The sequence below is a fragment of the Mycobacterium ostraviense genome, from assembly GCF_002705925.1.
GTDB classification, from domain to species: domain Bacteria; phylum Actinomycetota; class Actinomycetes; order Mycobacteriales; family Mycobacteriaceae; genus Mycobacterium; species Mycobacterium ostraviense.
Genome location: NZ_NKRE01000001.1, coordinates 4,224,564 through 4,240,082 on the forward strand (window position 1 = coordinate 4,224,564; position 15,519 = coordinate 4,240,082).

The 15,519-nt window shown below is 66.3% G+C and carries 13 protein-coding genes and 1 pseudogene; 6 read left to right on the forward strand and 8 right to left on the reverse strand.

The annotated features are described in order from the left end of the window. Nucleotides 1-130 precede the first annotated feature (130 nt). The 4 genes from CDN38_RS19825 to glpX form a co-directional block, all read right to left on the reverse strand. Nucleotides 131-832, reverse strand: a complete 702-nt coding sequence (locus CDN38_RS19825) for a hypothetical protein (protein ID WP_142361298.1) — start codon at nucleotides 830-832, stop codon at nucleotides 131-133. A gap of 31 nt (nucleotides 833-863) precedes the next feature. Next, nucleotides 864-1,826, reverse strand: a complete 963-nt coding sequence (locus tag CDN38_RS19830) for a hypothetical protein (protein WP_075509882.1) — start codon at nucleotides 1,824-1,826, stop codon at nucleotides 864-866. A gap of 94 nt (nucleotides 1,827-1,920) precedes the next feature. Next, nucleotides 1,921-3,342 (reverse strand): class II fumarate hydratase, encoded by a 1,422-nt coding sequence (locus tag CDN38_RS19835; protein ID WP_075509881.1) that lies wholly within the window; start codon nucleotides 3,340-3,342, stop codon nucleotides 1,921-1,923. A 28-nt stretch (nucleotides 3,343-3,370) separates the two neighbouring features. Then, nucleotides 3,371-4,459: a class II fructose-bisphosphatase gene (glpX, locus tag CDN38_RS19840; RefSeq protein WP_142361299.1), complete on the reverse strand. Its 1,089-nt coding sequence runs from the start codon at nucleotides 4,457-4,459 to the stop codon at nucleotides 3,371-3,373. Nucleotides 4,460-4,514: 55 nt separating this feature from the next. Here glpX and CDN38_RS19845 point away from each other — a divergent pair, with 55 nt between their 5' ends. After that, nucleotides 4,515-5,162, forward strand: coding sequence for a DUF4245 domain-containing protein (locus CDN38_RS19845; protein WP_233026953.1), 648 nt, complete (start codon nucleotides 4,515-4,517; stop codon nucleotides 5,160-5,162). A 12-nt stretch (nucleotides 5,163-5,174) separates the two neighbouring features. Beyond that, a complete protein-coding gene (locus CDN38_RS19850) occupies nucleotides 5,175-5,972 on the forward strand; it encodes a dienelactone hydrolase family protein (protein WP_075509879.1) in 798 nt (265 codons plus the stop codon). Here CDN38_RS19850 and CDN38_RS19855 read toward each other — a convergent pair. From CDN38_RS19855 to CDN38_RS19865, 3 genes and pseudogenes are all read right to left on the reverse strand, one after another. Beyond that, nucleotides 5,953-7,110 carry an AI-2E family transporter gene (locus tag CDN38_RS19855; RefSeq protein WP_075509878.1) on the reverse strand — a complete coding sequence of 386 codons (1,158 nt, stop codon included), beginning with the start codon at nucleotides 7,108-7,110 and terminating at the stop codon, nucleotides 5,953-5,955. The genes CDN38_RS19850 and CDN38_RS19855 overlap by 20 nt on opposite strands. A gap of 135 nt (nucleotides 7,111-7,245) precedes the next feature. Continuing rightward, on the reverse strand, nucleotides 7,246-7,713 hold the full coding sequence (locus CDN38_RS19860) for a hypothetical protein (protein WP_075509877.1): 468 nt from the start codon (nucleotides 7,711-7,713) through the stop codon (nucleotides 7,246-7,248). 92 nt (nucleotides 7,714-7,805) lie between these two features. Beyond that, nucleotides 7,806-9,168: pseudogene (locus CDN38_RS19865) on the reverse strand (aromatic ring-hydroxylating oxygenase subunit alpha). Between the two features lie 120 nt (nucleotides 9,169-9,288). Here CDN38_RS19865 and CDN38_RS19870 point away from each other — a divergent pair. From CDN38_RS19870 to CDN38_RS19885, 4 genes are all read left to right on the forward strand, one after another. Further along, on the forward strand, nucleotides 9,289-9,894 hold the full coding sequence (locus CDN38_RS19870; RefSeq protein WP_075509876.1) for a TetR/AcrR family transcriptional regulator: 606 nt from the start codon (nucleotides 9,289-9,291) through the stop codon (nucleotides 9,892-9,894). 223 nt (nucleotides 9,895-10,117) lie between these two features. Continuing rightward, on the forward strand, nucleotides 10,118-11,659 hold the full coding sequence (locus tag CDN38_RS19875) for a carboxylesterase/lipase family protein (RefSeq protein ID WP_075509875.1): 1,542 nt from the start codon (nucleotides 10,118-10,120) through the stop codon (nucleotides 11,657-11,659). A gap of 26 nt (nucleotides 11,660-11,685) precedes the next feature. Then, nucleotides 11,686-12,792 carry a zinc-dependent alcohol dehydrogenase gene (locus tag CDN38_RS19880; protein ID WP_075509874.1) on the forward strand — a complete coding sequence of 369 codons (1,107 nt, stop codon included), beginning with the start codon at nucleotides 11,686-11,688 and terminating at the stop codon, nucleotides 12,790-12,792. After that, nucleotides 12,789-14,249 carry a flavin-containing monooxygenase gene (locus CDN38_RS19885; RefSeq protein WP_075509873.1) on the forward strand — a complete coding sequence of 487 codons (1,461 nt, stop codon included), beginning with the start codon at nucleotides 12,789-12,791 and terminating at the stop codon, nucleotides 14,247-14,249. The genes CDN38_RS19880 and CDN38_RS19885 overlap by 4 nt, the downstream gene beginning before the upstream one ends. A gap of 85 nt (nucleotides 14,250-14,334) precedes the next feature. Here CDN38_RS19885 and CDN38_RS19890 read toward each other — a convergent pair whose 3' ends face one another. Continuing rightward, nucleotides 14,335-15,456 carry a 3-beta-hydroxysteroid dehydrogenase gene (locus tag CDN38_RS19890; RefSeq protein WP_075509872.1) on the reverse strand — a complete coding sequence of 374 codons (1,122 nt, stop codon included), beginning with the start codon at nucleotides 15,454-15,456 and terminating at the stop codon, nucleotides 14,335-14,337. Nucleotides 15,457-15,519: the final 63 nt, after the last annotated feature.

A 15,519-nucleotide genomic window follows, 5' to 3' on the forward strand; every position in this document is an offset into this window, starting at 1 on the left:
GCGGATCATGCGCCGAGATCGACGTTAGCCTCACACGTTCTCGTGATTTCCCCGCGGGTGTAGATCTCGACGCTTGTCGGGTGAACGCCGGCCTCATGACAGACCGACCGCCGAATGCGACAAAGGGTCGCTAGGCGTTGGGGGGACGAGCCGCCGACGACGTCGACGCCGGTGCGAGCGAACTCGTCGATATCGCGGTCTGGCTGGCGGGGGCACCCGGAGCCTGGCTGACCGCGATGGTGCGCATGTGTGCGGCGGGCAGCTCATCCGCGGTGGTGGCGGCGAATTCGACCCGCAGATCGTAGAGATGATCGGCTGTCTGATATTTGAAAGCGATCGGCATGTAGGGTTGCTGCTCGAAGCCGGCCATCATGTTGGGTGCGCCGAAGACGGCTCCGACGTCGGTGGCGGTACTGTCCCAGGTCCATCCTTCGGGGAGTTTGCCCCGGTAGAGGTATTTCTGTTCGCGGATGTCGTTGTACAACACGACGCTTACCACGGTGGCGTGTTCGTCAGGAACCAGCCCGAACCCCTCGTTGGGGACTCGGACGATATCGGTCAGCGCGCGGATGTCCTGCGGGTCCGGGGTTGACTGTTGACAGAGTTTGGGGTCGCCGTAGCAGACCCGTCCGGGTCCGCCCGGCGCCGAGTTGAGGTAGTCCCGCAACATCGGATCGGTGAGCATGTTTTTTCCGATTGCCCATTGCCATATCTCGCCGCTGGGTGTCGCCGGCACCGCGGCCGCGGGCACCGAGATGACCGCCCACGCCGAGGTCAATACCGTCAAGACCGCCGCCAACGCGAGGCAGCACTTGCTTATCAATCGAGGCATATCGGAAGTATGGACGCGCGGGCCCGATTCGTCACGATTTCGACACCTTCAGCGCGGCGATGACCTTGCTGATCGTTGCCGCCGAGCCGGCGTCGCCGATGGGTGTGGCGCCCATGAAGATGGTGACCGGTTTGGTGTCAACCGCGATGATGGTGACGGTGTCACCCTTCACGTGGCGTGAGGTGTCGGCGATCGTGATGTCGGCGTCCGCCCGAGCGGCTTTGACACCGTCGACCGTGATCGACGACGTCTTCGTCGGCCCCAGGGTGGGCTGGGACTGCGAATAGCCCGGGCCGCTGGCCACACACTGCATCAGCTTCGATGCTTGCTTGCTGACGTCCATGCTGGAGACGAAGTTGGTTATGGCGACTTCGGCCTGCATCATCCACTGGCTGGCGCCGGGCACCTCTTGGCCGACGCCCACCGCGTCGATCAGATTAGGGCTCTGGTCGTCGGAGAACGGCGCCCAGCCCGGTGCCACGCTGGCCGGGAAGGACAGTTTGCCGGCGCTGATCGTGCCGTCGTCGGGTTTGTCGCCGCCGGACACGTTGGGCGTGCAGTCGGTTGCGGTCTGCTGCGAACCGCCGGGCTGGGAGGTCGGGGCGCTTGTCGTCGCCGAGGTGCCCGGGGAGCCGGCCGTGGTCGAGCTGTCGCGGTGGTTGAGCACCACGACCAGGACGATTACCAGCACGATCACGCCCACCAGCGCGACGCCGGCGAGGATCAGCCATGGCATCTTCGAGCCGGGCGGCTTCGGCGGTGGTCCCGGCGGGTACTGGCCCGGGGACCAGCCGGGCGGATACTGCTGGCCGGGTTGCGGATATTGCTGGGGCGGGTAGGGGGCCGCGCCGTAGGGATCCGTCCCTTGAGGGCTGGCGTACGGGCCACCCGGCGGGTACGGGTACCGCCCGCCCTGCGGCTGGCCACCCCAATAAGGTTGCTGCCCATACTGATTCGGATCTTGGCCGTATGGGCCGCCCGGAGGAGCCGTCATCTGCTGAACCACCCTCGCTTTCAGGGACTACCCCAACCAAGGTAGCCGTGCATTCGCGTCACCGCAGATCCGCGTGACGCCGGTATCGACCTGCCTAGACGTCGGCCGCTTCGACCTTGGCCATCGCCAACACGTCGAGGCGCCGGTCGAGCTCCTCGATAGAAAGCTTGTCGCCCACCAGGCCGCGATCGATGACGGTCTGGCGGATCGTCTTTCGCTCCTTGAGCGCCTGCTTGGCGACGGCAGCCGCCTCCTCGTAACCGATGGCCGAGTTCAGCGGTGTCACGATCGACGGTGACGACTCGGCCAGCTCACGCAGGTGTTCGACGTTGGCGGTCAGCCCGGTGATGCAGCGCCGCGCGAACAGCTGTGACACGTTGGTCAGCAGCTTGAACGACTCGAGGATATTGCGGGCCATCATCGGGATGTAGACGTTGAGTTCGAAGGCGCCGTTGGCGCCGCCCCAGGCCACCGCAGCGTCGTTGCCGATCACCTGCGCGGCGACCTGGGTAACTGCCTCCGGGATAACCGGATTCACCTTGCCCGGCATGATGGAGCTGCCGGGCTGCAGATCCGGCAGCCGGATTTCGGCCAGCCCGGTCAACGGGCCGGATCCCATCCAGCGAATGTCGTTGGCGATCTTGGTCAGCGACACCGCGATGGTGCGCAGCGCGCCGGACGCCTCGACCAACCCGTCCCGCGCCGCCTGGGCTTCGAAAGAGTTTGCCGCCGTCCGCAATTCGGATAGGCCGGTCTCGGCCACCAGTACTGAGACCACCTTGACGCCGAAGCCCTCGGGCGCGTTGAGGCCGGTGCCGACGGCGGTGCCGCCGATCGCCAGTTCGCCCAGCCGCGGCAGGGTGGCGCGCACTCTTTCGATGCCGGCCTCGATCTGGCGGGCATACCCGCTGAACTCCTGCCCGAGGGTGATCGGGACGGCGTCCATCAGGTGGGTCCGGCCCGACTTCACCACCGTCTGCCACTCCAGAGCTTTAGCCGCCAGCGCATCGTGCAAGACCTGCAGTGCCGGGATGAGATGAGAGACCGCGGCCTCGGTGGCCGCGATATGGGTTGCGGTCGGGAAGGTGTCGTTGGACGACTGCGACATGTTGACGTCGTCGTTGGGGTGCACCGTGACCCCGTTGGCGGCGGCGATGCTCGCGATCACCTCGTTGGTGTTCATGTTGGAGCTGGTGCCCGAACCGGTCTGGAAGACGTCGATGGGGAACTGGTCGTCGTGTTGACCGTCGGCGATCTCGGCTGCTGCGCCGATGATGGCGTCGGCCTTTTCCGGCGCCAGCAACCCGAGGTCCTTGTTCACTTGCGCGCACGCGCCTTTCAACAGCCCCAGGGCACGGATCTGGGCGCGCTCGAGGCCCCGCCCGGAGATCGGGAAGTTTTCCACCGCACGCTGAGTTTGCGCGCGCCACAACGCCTTCGCCGGCACCCGGACCTCGCCCATGGTGTCGTGTTCGATGCGGTAGTCGGTGTCGTTATCAGAGGCACTGTCGGCCATTGATCGGATCCTTGGTTGTGGGAACGGTTTACGGCAGAGGGTAGGCGGCGTTGGTGTCGCCGGTGAAGTCGATGGCCGAGTATTCGTTGAGCTTCGAAAGCCGGTGGTAGGCCTCGATCATCCGCACGGTGCCCGACTTCGACCGCATCACGATCGACTGGGTGGTGCAGCCGCCGGGGTAGTAGCGCACACCCTTGAGCAGGTCGCCGTCGGTGACCCCGGTGGCGCAGAAGAAGACGTTCTCGCCGGCGACCAGGTCTCTGGTGGTCAGCACCTGGTCGAGGTCGTAGCCGGCGTCGAGCGCCTTGCGCCGCTCGGCCTCGTCCTTGGGCGCCAGCTGGGCCTGGATCGCCCCGCCCATGCACCGGATCGCCGCGGCCGCGATGATGCCCTCCGGGGTGCCGCCGATGCCGGCCAGCATGTCGGTGCCCGACTCGGGCCGGCAGGCCGAGATGGCGCCGGCGACATCGCCGTCGGTGATCAGCCGGATCCGCGCCCCGGTGGCCCGCACGTCGTGGATCAGCTGCGCGTGCCGTGGCCGGTCCAGGATGCACACCGTCATGTCGCGCACCGACAACTCCTTGACCTTGGCCACGGCCCGGATGTTTTCCGAAATCGGGGCGGTGATGTCCAGTACGTGGGCGGCATCGGGGCCGACGGCGATCTTGTTCATGTAGAACACCGCCGACGGGTCGAACATCGCACCGCGATCGGCCACCGCCAGCACCGAGATGGCGTTGGGCATGCCTTTGCTCATCAGCGTGGTGCCGTCGATCGGGTCCACGGCAAAGTCGCATTCCGGGCCGTCGCCGTTGCCGACTTCTTCGCCGTTGTACAGCATCGGCGCGTGATCTTTTTCGCCCTCGCCGATCACCACGACCCCGCGCATCGAGACCGAGTTCACCAGCTCGCGGATCGCGTCGACGGCCGCGCCGTCGCCGCCCTCCTTGTCGCCGCGGCCCACCCAACGCCCGGCGGCCATGGCGCCGGCCTCGGTGACCCGTACCAACTCCAGGGCCAGGTTGCGGTCCGGAGCTTCCCCGCGCGGCGGCCGGCTGGCCGAAGGGTCGGTTTTCGCAACGGTCGCCGGCGACGAACCGGATCCCTGTGCAGTCATGGTTGCTGATTGTCCCAGAAGCGAATCGCGCGGCACGAGCTGGGATACTGGGCAGGTGACTGTTGAGCCGCAGCCGGCCCCCAAGCCGGCCAAACCACGGTTGCTGCAGGACGGTCGCGACATGTTCTGGTCGCTGGTGCCGCTGGTGATCGGCTGCATCCTGCTGGCCGGCATGGTCGGGATGTGTTCGTTGCAACCGGGCGGAACGACCCGGGGACGGATCCCGTCCTACGACGCGGCGACGGCATTACGGGCAGACGCTGCGACGCTGGGGTTCCCCATCAGGCTGCCGCTATTGCCACCGGGATGGCAACCCAACTCCGGTGGCCGTGGCGGCATCGAGAACGGCCGGACCGATACGTCGGCCGGTCAGCGTTTGAACGCGGCCACCTCGACCGTGGGATACATCAGCCCGACGGGGATGTACCTGAGCCTGACCCAGAGCAGCGCCGACGAGGACAAGCTGGTCGGTTCCATCCATCCGGGCATGTACCCCACCGGAACGGTTGACGTGGGCGGAATCACCTGGGTCGTGTATCAAGGTGCCGACAAGAACGGCGCCCTCGAGCCGGTGTGGACCACCAGGCTGGCCAGCCCGGCCGGTCCCACCCAGGTCGCGATCACCGGCGCCGGCAGCGCCGCGGAGTTCCGTACGCTGGCGACGGCGACGCAATCACAGCCGCCCCTGCCCGTGAGCCGATAGGAGGGACGTAGCTTGAGCGGACCCGAAGCAGACCTGTCCGGGTGGTCGGCGTCGCCGTTCACCGGCGGCGGCTACACACACCAGGTCTATCGCAAGGGCTCGGGCCCCGGAGTGGTGCTGATCCCGGAGATCCCGGGGATTCATCCCGGGGTGCTGGGCCTGGGTAATCACCTGGTGGACAACGGGTTCACCGTGGCCATCCCGTCGCTGTTCGGTGAGCCGGGCAAGGCGGTGTCGGCCGGCTATATGGCGGCCACGCTCAGCCGGGCCTGTGTGGCCCGGGAATTCGCGGCGATGGCCACCAACAAGCAGCGCCCGGTGTCGCAGTTTCTGCGTGCCCTGGCGCGCGACCTCAACGCGTCGACCCCCGGCAACGGTGTCGGGGTGATCGGCCAGTGTTTCACCGGCGGCTTCGCGTTGGCCGCCGCCGTCGACGACAGCGTGCTCGCCCCGGTGCTCAGCCAGCCCTCGGTCCCACTGCCGCTGACGCCCGCGCAGCGTCGCGACCCCGGCCTGAGCGAATCCGAACTTCGAGTCGTCGCCGACCGCTGCGCCAACGACGGCTTGTGCGCCATGGGATTGCGTTTCAGCGAGGACAAGATGGCGCCGCGGGAACGGTTCGCCACGCTCAAGCAGCGACTCGGCGACGCGTTCGAGGTGATCGAGATCGACTCCAGCCCGGGCAACGCGGACGGCTTCAGCCGAATGGCGCATTCGGTGCTCACCGACGAGGTCCGCGAGGTGGACGGTCAGGCGGCTTACGAAGCCCGCAAGCGCGTGGTCGAGTTCCTCACTGAGCGGCTGAGTTAGTAGCCGCGCCGGCCGGGGTGTTCCCGGTTCGGCGCGAGAGCCACTTGCGACGGGTGGGCGGGTCATGGTGTTGCTTGAGTTCGACCCCCTTGTACACCGCCAGGTAGACGTCGATGGTGGTGACGATGAGGATCATCAGCACCGGACCGATGATGATGCCCCACGGGCCGAACATGCCGATGCCGGCAAACACCGAGAGCAACATGAGCGCCGAGTTCAGCCGGGCGTCGCGCGGAACCAGGATCGGTCGCAAGAAGTTGTCGATGTTGGTGACCACCAGCAGGTGCCAGAGCACCACGAACAGGCCGCCGGCGATGTTGCCGTAGAAGATCATCCCGATTCCGAACGGGATCGTCACGATCCCGCCACCCAGCGGAATGATCGACAGCGCGGTCAACACGATCGCGAAGATGAAGAACCCGTGGTGAAACCCGGCGAGGTAGATGGACGCGGCGCCGGCCACGCCCTGGCACAGGGCGATGACGAACTGGCCGTTGACGGTGCCGCGCACCATCGAGCCCATCTTGCGCAGGTACAAATCGGTGACTTCCTCGCCCAGCGGGTTGAGCTGGCCGATCAGCGTCCGTAACTTGTCCCGGTTCAGCAGCAGCGCCACGAAAACATACAGAAAGATGATGGCCGACGTGATCGCGCCGACGAGGCTTCCGGCCGCGCCCTGCAAGACATGCAGCAGCCAGGTGCCAACAGTGCGAGCCGTCGAAATCATCGCGTTTCGCAACATCTCGGGAGTCACGGTCACATGCAGGAACGGCACCCGGGCCAGCAGGTCGTTGACCACGTGCAACACCTTGTCGCCGAGCTCGCTGGGATCGGTGGTCCTGAACCACTCGGCGACGTTGTCGACCATCCGGGCGACCTGGACGACGGCCAGCACCACCAACAGCGCGACCGGAATGAAAACGCTGGCCAATGCCGTCAACACCGTGCACGTGGCCGACAAGCCCGTGCTCAGCCGGTTGTTGAACCAATTGAACAGTGGTGTGAACAGATAGGCGCCCACCGCCGCAACCACGATGAGCACGAAATAGTCACGCAGGAAGTAGGCGCCGAACAGCAGGGCGACCAGCGTAAGGACCGCCAGCGCGCGCTTCTGGGTGAGCGTGAATTCGGTGTTCATTTTCGGACCGGGGCAGCCCTCCGCGTCGGTGTTGAGCGCAACCTTAACCGCAGCGACGGCATTTGGTATGCAGAACCGCGGTCCTCGACGCGGCAGGTGACGGCGGGTCCCGGAAATCGGTTGATCCGGGCCAGGTCACTGCGAGATATGTGCTCCGTCAAAGTTTTTCAGGATGTCGGAGCTGGGCGGTGCCATCTGCAGGTAGAGGTCGATGTGGGTGATCTCGCCCGCATCGTTGAGCGCGTAGACCGAAAGTGAGTTGACCACGCTGGTGAAATCGCCTATGACACTCCGCTCTTCGAGTTCGAGGAAGACCAGATCCGCGGTTTCGGTGATGCGTTTGAAGGAGCATTCCCACTCCGACGACGTCGCCCACCCGGTGAGGAAGTCGACGTAGTCCGGCCAGTTCATCACTTCCTTGAAGGCGCCGAGCCGTTGGAATCCGTCGACGTCGACAAGTTCGGCCAGCGGCGCCCAGTTTTCGGCGGTGAAGCCCGGCTTCTTCGCCTCGTCGACAAGGCGTTGAACGACGAGGCTGTAGTCCAGCACCGTTCGCGCTCGGCCGGTGTGGCCGCCGGTGACGTCTTCGACGTTGCGCACCATCACGGCGTTGCTTCGGCCTTGTGCGGACAGGCCGCCGCCACCCGCCGCTGGTGGGCGAGGAGTTCCTGCGGGTTCATCGAGCTCCTTCCCGCTCAAGCCTCATTGGCCAGATGGCGATCGATGACGGAGTGGTAGTGGGCGATGACGACCTCCTCCTTCACCAGCGTCAGGTGGTCCAGACGGCTGTTGCGCAGCCCCAGCTGCTGGCGCGGCATCTGTTCGTAATCCTGTTGCAGCGCTTCGAAATACTTGCAACTTCCGGGTTCGGTGACGTCGGTGAGCTGGACCCGGAAGGTGTCCCGGTGTTCGGGCGGCAGATACATGTAGCTGCTGACGTGCCAGACGTAGCGGTTAGGGTCGCCGTCGGGGTGCGGAACCGCCATGATTACGTGGCACTCACCGGCCCGGATTGTCATGAAAAAAGTGCGGGAACAGCACCCAGCCCTGGTTGTCGCTCATCTGCTCGTCGGTCAGGCCGCTGACATCCAGGCCCATCGCCGTCAAGGTGTCGCGGGTGGCCTGCTGCAAGAGCTTTCGCGCGGTGACTCCGTGCGGGAAGTCGACGGACCCGTCCGCGTTGCGGTAGTCGGCGACCAGTACCTAGAAACGCGGGATGACCGCAGCGGTCGACGGAAATGTCTCAGCCAGGTCCATGATTGCCTCGACCTGCTTCTCGGCGCCGGCGCCCCGCACCTCGAACGGTGCCACCGCGACACTGTGGTTGTCGAAGACCGGTATCGCGTGGTGGCCGGATCGATGGTCAGCACGTTGAGCAGCTGCGGGTGGATGCCGTTGATGTGGTAGCCCTCCTCGAAGGCGTCCAGGACCACTTTCCAGTTGCAGTCCAACGGTTCTCGCACGTCCATCACCGCGACCATCTCGTCGAGGTGATAGGGCGCGAGCAGCTCGGTCACCTCCGGTCCCAAAAACTGGCTCAGTGGCTGCGCATTCGGGTCGGGGTTGATGAAGATGAATCCGGCGAAGGTGTCGACCGGCACCTCCAACAGCGAGTTTTCCCGCTTGTCCACCGGGCCGGCCAGGTTTTCGCGCAGCATGCCGCGGAGTCGGCCGTCCAGGTCGTAGGACCACAAATGGTATTGACATACAAACCCGCGTTTGGCGTTCCCGGCCGCGGCGTTGCACAGCAGGTTGCCGCGGTGCCGGCAAGCGTTGACGAAGCCGCGCGGTTTGTCGTCCTTGCCGCGGACGATGACGAACGACTGGTCGAGGATGCGGTGCTGCTTCCAGTCGCCGATCTTCGGCAACTCGTCGACCCGGCCGGCAATCTGCCAGACGCGCAACCAGATCCGTTCTCGCTCGCGTCGCGTAGTCCCGGCAGGTATAGCGGTGCGTCGGAATTCGCATGGCGAAGGCGTCGGGACCGACATCGGCGAGGCTGAGGCCGGCACCCGACCCCGGCTGCACCCACTCTCCCGGACATAATGCTCGCGTCACTTCGGTGCGCTCCTCTGCGGCCACGATGTGATGGCGATCGCAATATACAATGATGTATATTTGATGCGATCATGTATGTAAAAGCCGATCGCGGCCCGGGGGTATGCAAGGATTGACTCCGTGCCGCAACGCTGGACCCCCGAGCGGCGTCTCGAGCACACTCGCAACCTGTTGCTGGACGCCGCCGAAGAACTCTTTGCGCGCAGGGGCTTGTTCGGGGCGGCCTTGGAGGACATTGCCGGCGCCGCCGGATACACCCGCGGTGCGATCTATTCGCACTTCGGCGCGAAGGAAGAACTGTTCCTCGCAGTCATCGAACGGCAACGGCAGCGGTTCCTCGAGGGTTTCACCGAAACCATCGAGTCGTTTCACCGGCTCGGCGACGTCGATCTCGACGAACTCGCCAACCGCTGGCGGGAGCTGAGCAGTGACACCGATCGTGCGGCGCTGGGGTACGAATTCACGCTATTCCTGCTGAGAAACCCCCAGGCGCGCGAACGGCTGGCCGAACAGCGGCGCGAAACCGTCCGATCGCTGGGCGACTTCATCTACAAAAACGTTGTCCGCCTCGGCGCGACCCTCACGATCCCGGCCGAAACCCTCGCCCGGGTGATCCTTGCCGTCAACGATGGCATCACCCTCGGCAGCCACCTCGACGGGGAAGACCTCTACCAGCCCTATCTGAAATTGGTGGTCTCCAGTATCGAGCCGCCACCGGAATCATAGGCGGGGCAACCGCTTTCGGCATCATGACGACGGCTACCGGGTCGACCGGCGGGTGCCGGTCAGCTGCCCGCCGGGGCGCATCGAGCTCGAGCTGCCGGCCGCGCACCGGTTTGGCAGCGGCGTGGTTCATCTCCACTACGGCCTGGCTCGGAGGCCTTCCGGAGTCCTGGTGCCCGCCGGTCGTTAACCTGAGATTAGGCAGGGGAATGGGAGTTTCAGGCGTATGGCAATCGACGACTGCGTGGTCGAAACCAGCTACGGCCCGGTTCGGGGCACCGATGACGGCGACACCAAGAGCTGGAAAGGCATTCGATATGCCGCGCCGCCGCTGCGCGACCTGCGTTTTCGGGCGCCGGAGCCGCCGAAACGATGGACCCAGGTGGCCGACGCCGTCAGCTTCGGACCGGCCTGCCCGCAACCGGTCATTCCGAACATGCCCCTCGACTTGGGGGCACCACAGAGCGAGGACTGCCTGTGGCTGAACATCTGGGCCCCGGCCGGCACCGAGCCCGGCGACGGTAAGCCCGTGATGGTATGGCTGCACGGCGGCGCCTACACGCTCGGGTCGGGCAGCCAACCGCTCTATGACGGCCGGCGGCTGGCCGCCAGCGGCGACGTTGTCGTGGTGACGGTCAACTACCGGCTCGGCGCGCTGGGCTTTCTGGACCTGTCAACGTTCAGCACGTCACGACGATTCGACTCCAACGTCGGGCTGCGGGACGTGCTGGCCGCGCTGTGCTGGGTACGTGACAACATCGCGGGCTTCGGCGGGGCTCCGGGAAACGTCACGCTGTTCGGTGAATCGGCGGGAGCCGGGCTCGTCACGACGCTGCTGGCCGTCCCGGCAGCGGCGGGGCTGTTCGGCCGGGCGATCGCCCAAAGTTCGCCGGCCACCTCGGTATACGCCCGCGACAGGGCCCGGCGGGTGGCGGTGTGCATCCTCGACAAGCTGGGGATCGGCGCGTCGGCGGTCGAGCGGCTGGTTGACATGCCCACCGCGGCGATCATCGCCGCGTCGAAAGAAGTGTTCGACGAAGTGCCGGTGCGCAACCCCGGCACGGCGGCGTTCGTGCCCATCGTGGATGGCGACCTGTTGGACGACTACCCGGTGAAAGTGGCGCAGGAGGGTCGCTCTCAACCCGTCCCGTTGATCATCGGCACCAACAAGCACGAGGCGGCGCTGTTCCGGTTGATGCGCTCGCCGCTGATGCCGATCACCCCGCACGCGATCACGTCGATGTTCACCCAGATCGCCGCCGAACAGCCCGACCTGCAATTGCCCACCGAGGAGCAGATCGGGATGGCCTATTCACGCATCCGGCGCAGGGCCCGGCCGTTGAGCATTGCCACCGACGTCGGTTTCCGGATGCCCTCGGTGTGGCTGGCCGACGGACACCGCAGGGTGGCGCCGGTGTATCTGTACCGCTTCGACTATTCGACGCCGTTGCTCAAGCTGCTGCTGGTCAACGCCGCCCACGCCACCGAATTGCCTTATGTCTGGGGCAATCTCGGCGGACCGCACGACCCGACACTGCGGCTCGGCGGAGTCAGGACCGCCAAGGCGGTCTCCGGCAGAGTGCGTACCCGGTGGGTCAACTTCGCCCGGCATGGCAAGCCCGCGGGTCCGGCCGGCGAGCCGGACTGGCCGGCGTACGACGACGCCGATCGGGCGTGCCTGATCATCAACAAAACCGACACCGTCGCACGCGATCTCGACAGCCACATCCGAGCTGCCTGGGGCGGCGAGGTCGTGGGATTTCGTTAGTCGCGGCCGAATCGAGAGTGGGTGCGATGAGCTCGGAGGCCACGGTGTCGCGGGCCTTGGTGTTGGAGTCGCCGCGCCGTCTCGTCGTTCGGGAGCTTGCGGTGCCGCAGGTCGGCGCTGACGATGCGCTGGTGCGGGTGGAAGCCTGCGGGTTGTGCGGTACCGACCACGAGCAGTACACCGGAGCGCTGAGCGGCGGCTTCGCGTTCGTTCCCGGTCACGAAACCGTCGGGATCATCGAGGCGATCGGGCCGCAGGCCGCCCGGCTCTGGGGGGTGGCGGCCGGGGACCGGGTGGCGGTCGAGGTGTTCCAGTCGTGTCGCCAGTGCGCCAACTGCCTTGCCGGTGAGTACCGGCGCTGCGAACGCCACGGTCTGGCCGACATGTACGGCTTCATCCCAATCGACCGCGAACCCGGCCTGTGGGGCGGTTATGCCGAATACCAATACCTGGCGCCCGACTCGATGGTGTTGCCGGTGCCGGCCGGCTTGGACCCCGCGGTGGCCACCCTGTTCAATCCATTGGGCGCCGGAATACGCTGGGGCACAACGCTTCCGGGCACCGGTTTGGGTGACGTGGTCGCGGTGCTCGGACCGGGTGTCCGCGGGATGTGCGCCGCCGCTGCGGCCAAGGAAGCCGGCGCGGGATTCGTCATGCTGACCGGCCTGGGTCCCCGGGACGCCGACCGGCTGGCGCAGGCCGGCGAGTTCGGTGTTGACCTCGCCGTCGACATCGCGACGGATGACCCGGTCGCGGCGCTGAGTAGGGCGACCGGCGGGTTGGCCGACGTTGTCGTCGACGTCACCGCCAAGGCGCCGGCGGCGTTCGCGCAAGCGATCGCGCTCGCACGGCCCGCCGGGACGGTCGTGGTCGCCGGCACCCGAGGTTTGGGTGCCGGCGCGCCCGGATTCTCGCCGGACCTGGTGGTGTTCAAGGAGCTGCGCATCCTCGGCGCGCTCGGGGTGGACGCCACCGCCTATCGGGCGGCGCTGGCGCTGCTGGCATCGGGTCGCTACCCGTTCGAGAGCCTGCCCCGACGTTGCGTGGGCCTTCAGGATGCCGAGGAGCTGCTTGCCACCATGGCCGGCGAGCGCGACGGTGTCCCGCCCGTGCACGGAGTGCTCACACCATGACCGCGCATCGGGCCGGCGTGCGCTTCGTCATCGTCGGCGCCGGAATGGCCGGGGTGCTGGCCGCCATCAAGCTGCGCGAGGCCGGCTTCACCGACGTCGTGGTGTATGAGAAGGCTGACCGGCTGGGCGGAACCTGGCGGGAGAACACCTACCCGGGCATCGCCTGCGATGTGCCCGCCCACCTGTACACCTACAGCTTCGCGCCGAACCCCGAGTGGAGCCACGCGTTCGCGCCCGGGCCGGAGATCCTCGCGTACTTCGACAACGTCGCGCGCCGCTACGGCGTCGACGAACTGATCCGCTACGGGCGTGAGGTTCGCCGCCTCGAGCACGACGGAAGTCGCTGGCGCATCGAGCTGTCCACCGGTGACTGCGACGAGGCCGACGTCGTTATTGCCGCCACCGGCGTGTTGCATCACCCGCGTTACCCAGATATCAACGGGCTCAACGAATTTGCGGGCAGCATGTTCCACAGCGCCCGCTGGGACCACAGCGTGCCGCTGGAAGGCATGCGAGTCGGGGTGATCGGCACCGGCTCGTCGGCGGTGCAGATCACCGGCGCGATCACCGACGTCGTCGGGGAACTGCACCTGTTCCAGCGGACCCCGCAGTGGATCCTGCCGGTGGACAACCCGCCCGTCGACGAGGCGGACCGGGCACGCTATCGATTCGACCCGGCGGTGCTGACCCAGCTGCGCGCGCAGCTGAACCGGGACTTCATCCAAAGCTTCGCCAACGCCGTCGTCGACGCCGACTCGCAGGCGCTGCAGATGCTGCAAAAGGTGGCCCATGCCAACCTCGAGGACAGCGTCGCCGACGTTGGGTTGCGGGAAAGGCTGCGGCCCGGCTACCGGGCCGGGTGCAAGCGGCTGATCATCTCCGGCAACTTCTACCAGGCCATCCAGCGGCCCAACGCCCATCTGGTCACCGAGGGCATCGACCGCGTCGAGGCCGACGGCATACGCACCGTCGACGGGAGGCTGCATCGCCTCGACATGCTGGTGCTGGCCACCGGTTTTCGGGTGGACCGCTTCCTGCGCCCCATGGAGGTGGTCGGCCGCGGCGGCGTGCGTCTGGACGAGGTGTGGGGACAGCGGCCATTCGCCTACTTGTCGGTGTCGGTGCCCGATTTTCCCAACCTGTTCATGCTCAACGGGCCCAACGGGCCGGTCGGCAACTTCTCGCTGATCGACGTGGCGGAGGCCCAGACGGCTTATCTGCTGCAGCTTTTCGAGTTACTGGCCGACGGTCGGTGCCGCCAGATCAGCGCCCGTCGCGAGGCGACGGCGCGCTTCGAGGCCGACCGCATCGAAGCGGCGAAAAAGACGGTGTGGGTGACCGGCTGCCGCAGCTGGTATCTCGACGACCGCGGCGTTCCGGTGGCATGGCCGTGGACGTTCACCCGGTTCCGCGAAGTGATGACGAAACCCGCCCTCGACGACTACGAACTCCGATAGCGCGGGCGCGGATCGGCTGGGAGCGCGGCATCAACCAAGCCCGGATGGCGGCTCATCCGCCGCCGTTCTAGCTCAGGAGCACGCGCTATTCCGGCGGTGCTGCGTCGACGACCGACACCAGATGGGGCTTGGCTGCCGCCTTGACCTGCTCGAAAAGGTCCTTGTAGTAGGGCAGGCATTCGGCTATAGCCTGCTCGGTGGTAAACAGCGGACGATAGCCGAGATCACGCTCGGCCTTGGCGATCGAAAAGTAGTTGTCGAGGTAAAGCCGTTCCACCGCAAGGGGTTCCAGTGGCGGCTTCGGCAGCCCGAACCGGAAGTGCAGCCACTGCCACGCTGACATCAGGTCGCGCACCAGGCGACCGGATACCCTTATCCGCGGCCAACTTTCGCCGCACGCTGTGACGACCGGCCGGGCGAACTCGAACATGTTGATCGGCTCGGCGTCGTTGATGAAGTACGCCTGCCCTGGTGCGGTGCCCCCGGGCACCAAATGCTGCGCGGCCAGGATGAAACCGTGAATCAGGTTGTCCACGTAGGAGTTGTCCAGCCGGGCTGACTTGCGGCCGACCAACACCTTGACCTGACCCTTGACCACGCTTTCGAACAGCTTGCGGAACATCGTCTGGTCGCCGCGGCCCCAGATGCCGCTGGGCCGGATAGCGCAGCTGAGCATGCCGTCAACACCGTTCTGCGACAACACGAATCGCTCGGCGGCCACCTTCGTCTCGGTGTAGAGGTCGTTGAACCGGCTGGTGTAGGGCATCGTCTCGTCACCGCCGGCGATGTTCTGGCCACCCATCACCACGCTGTTGGACGAGGTGTAGACGAACCGCTGCACCCCCGCCCGCTGCCCGGCGTGCACCAGGTTCTCGGTGCCGCCGACGTTGACCGCGAAGCTTCGGTTCCGGTATTCGTCGGTCACCGACGCGCCGCCCATCAGGTCGATGATTGCCGCTGTATGGAAAATCGTGTCGATGCCGTCGACTGCCGTGGCGCAGGTGGTCGCGTCGGTGATGTCACCCTGCAGCACCTCGAGATTCGGGTGCGGGGGCAGCGGCGACTGCGCGCGGTCGAAGGAACGCACCTGGTATCCCCGCTCCAGCAGCGTGGTAACGAGGTTGGCCCCGACGAAGCCTGAGCCGCCGGTTACCAGGACGCGGCCGAGTTCGGTTGTCAACGATGCATCACCCATGCGGCGAAGCATAACTAAAACGTGTTCCAGTTTGGAATAAGGATTGCCCAGTGAAACCGGCGCGGGTCGGTGTGG

What these genes read in the sequence shown, in the direction of transcription:
- CDN38_RS19825 (WP_142361298.1), bottom strand. Translation starts at nt 832, where the DNA reads ATGCCTCGATTGATAAGCAAGTGCTGCCTCGCGTTGGCGGCGGTCTTG.
- CDN38_RS19830 (WP_075509882.1), bottom strand. Translation starts at nt 1,826, where the DNA reads ATGACGGCTCCTCCGGGCGGCCCATACGGCCAAGATCCGAATCAGTAT.
- CDN38_RS19835 (WP_075509881.1), bottom strand. Translation starts at nt 3,342, where the DNA reads ATGGCCGACAGTGCCTCTGATAACGACACCGACTACCGCATCGAACAC.
- glpX (WP_142361299.1), bottom strand. Translation starts at nt 4,459, where the DNA reads ATGACTGCACAGGGATCCGGTTCGTCGCCGGCGACCGTTGCGAAAACC.
- CDN38_RS19855 (WP_075509878.1), bottom strand. Translation starts at nt 7,110, where the DNA reads ATGAACACCGAATTCACGCTCACCCAGAAGCGCGCGCTGGCGGTCCTT.
- CDN38_RS19860 (WP_075509877.1), bottom strand. Translation starts at nt 7,713, where the DNA reads ATGGTGCGCAACGTCGAAGACGTCACCGGCGGCCACACCGGCCGAGCG.
- CDN38_RS19875 (WP_075509875.1), top strand. Translation starts at nt 10,118, where the DNA reads ATGGCAATCGACGACTGCGTGGTCGAAACCAGCTACGGCCCGGTTCGG.
- CDN38_RS19880 (WP_075509874.1), top strand. Translation starts at nt 11,686, where the DNA reads ATGAGCTCGGAGGCCACGGTGTCGCGGGCCTTGGTGTTGGAGTCGCCG.
- CDN38_RS19885 (WP_075509873.1), top strand. Translation starts at nt 12,789, where the DNA reads ATGACCGCGCATCGGGCCGGCGTGCGCTTCGTCATCGTCGGCGCCGGA.
- CDN38_RS19890 (WP_075509872.1), bottom strand. Translation starts at nt 15,456, where the DNA reads ATGCTTCGCCGCATGGGTGATGCATCGTTGACAACCGAACTCGGCCGC.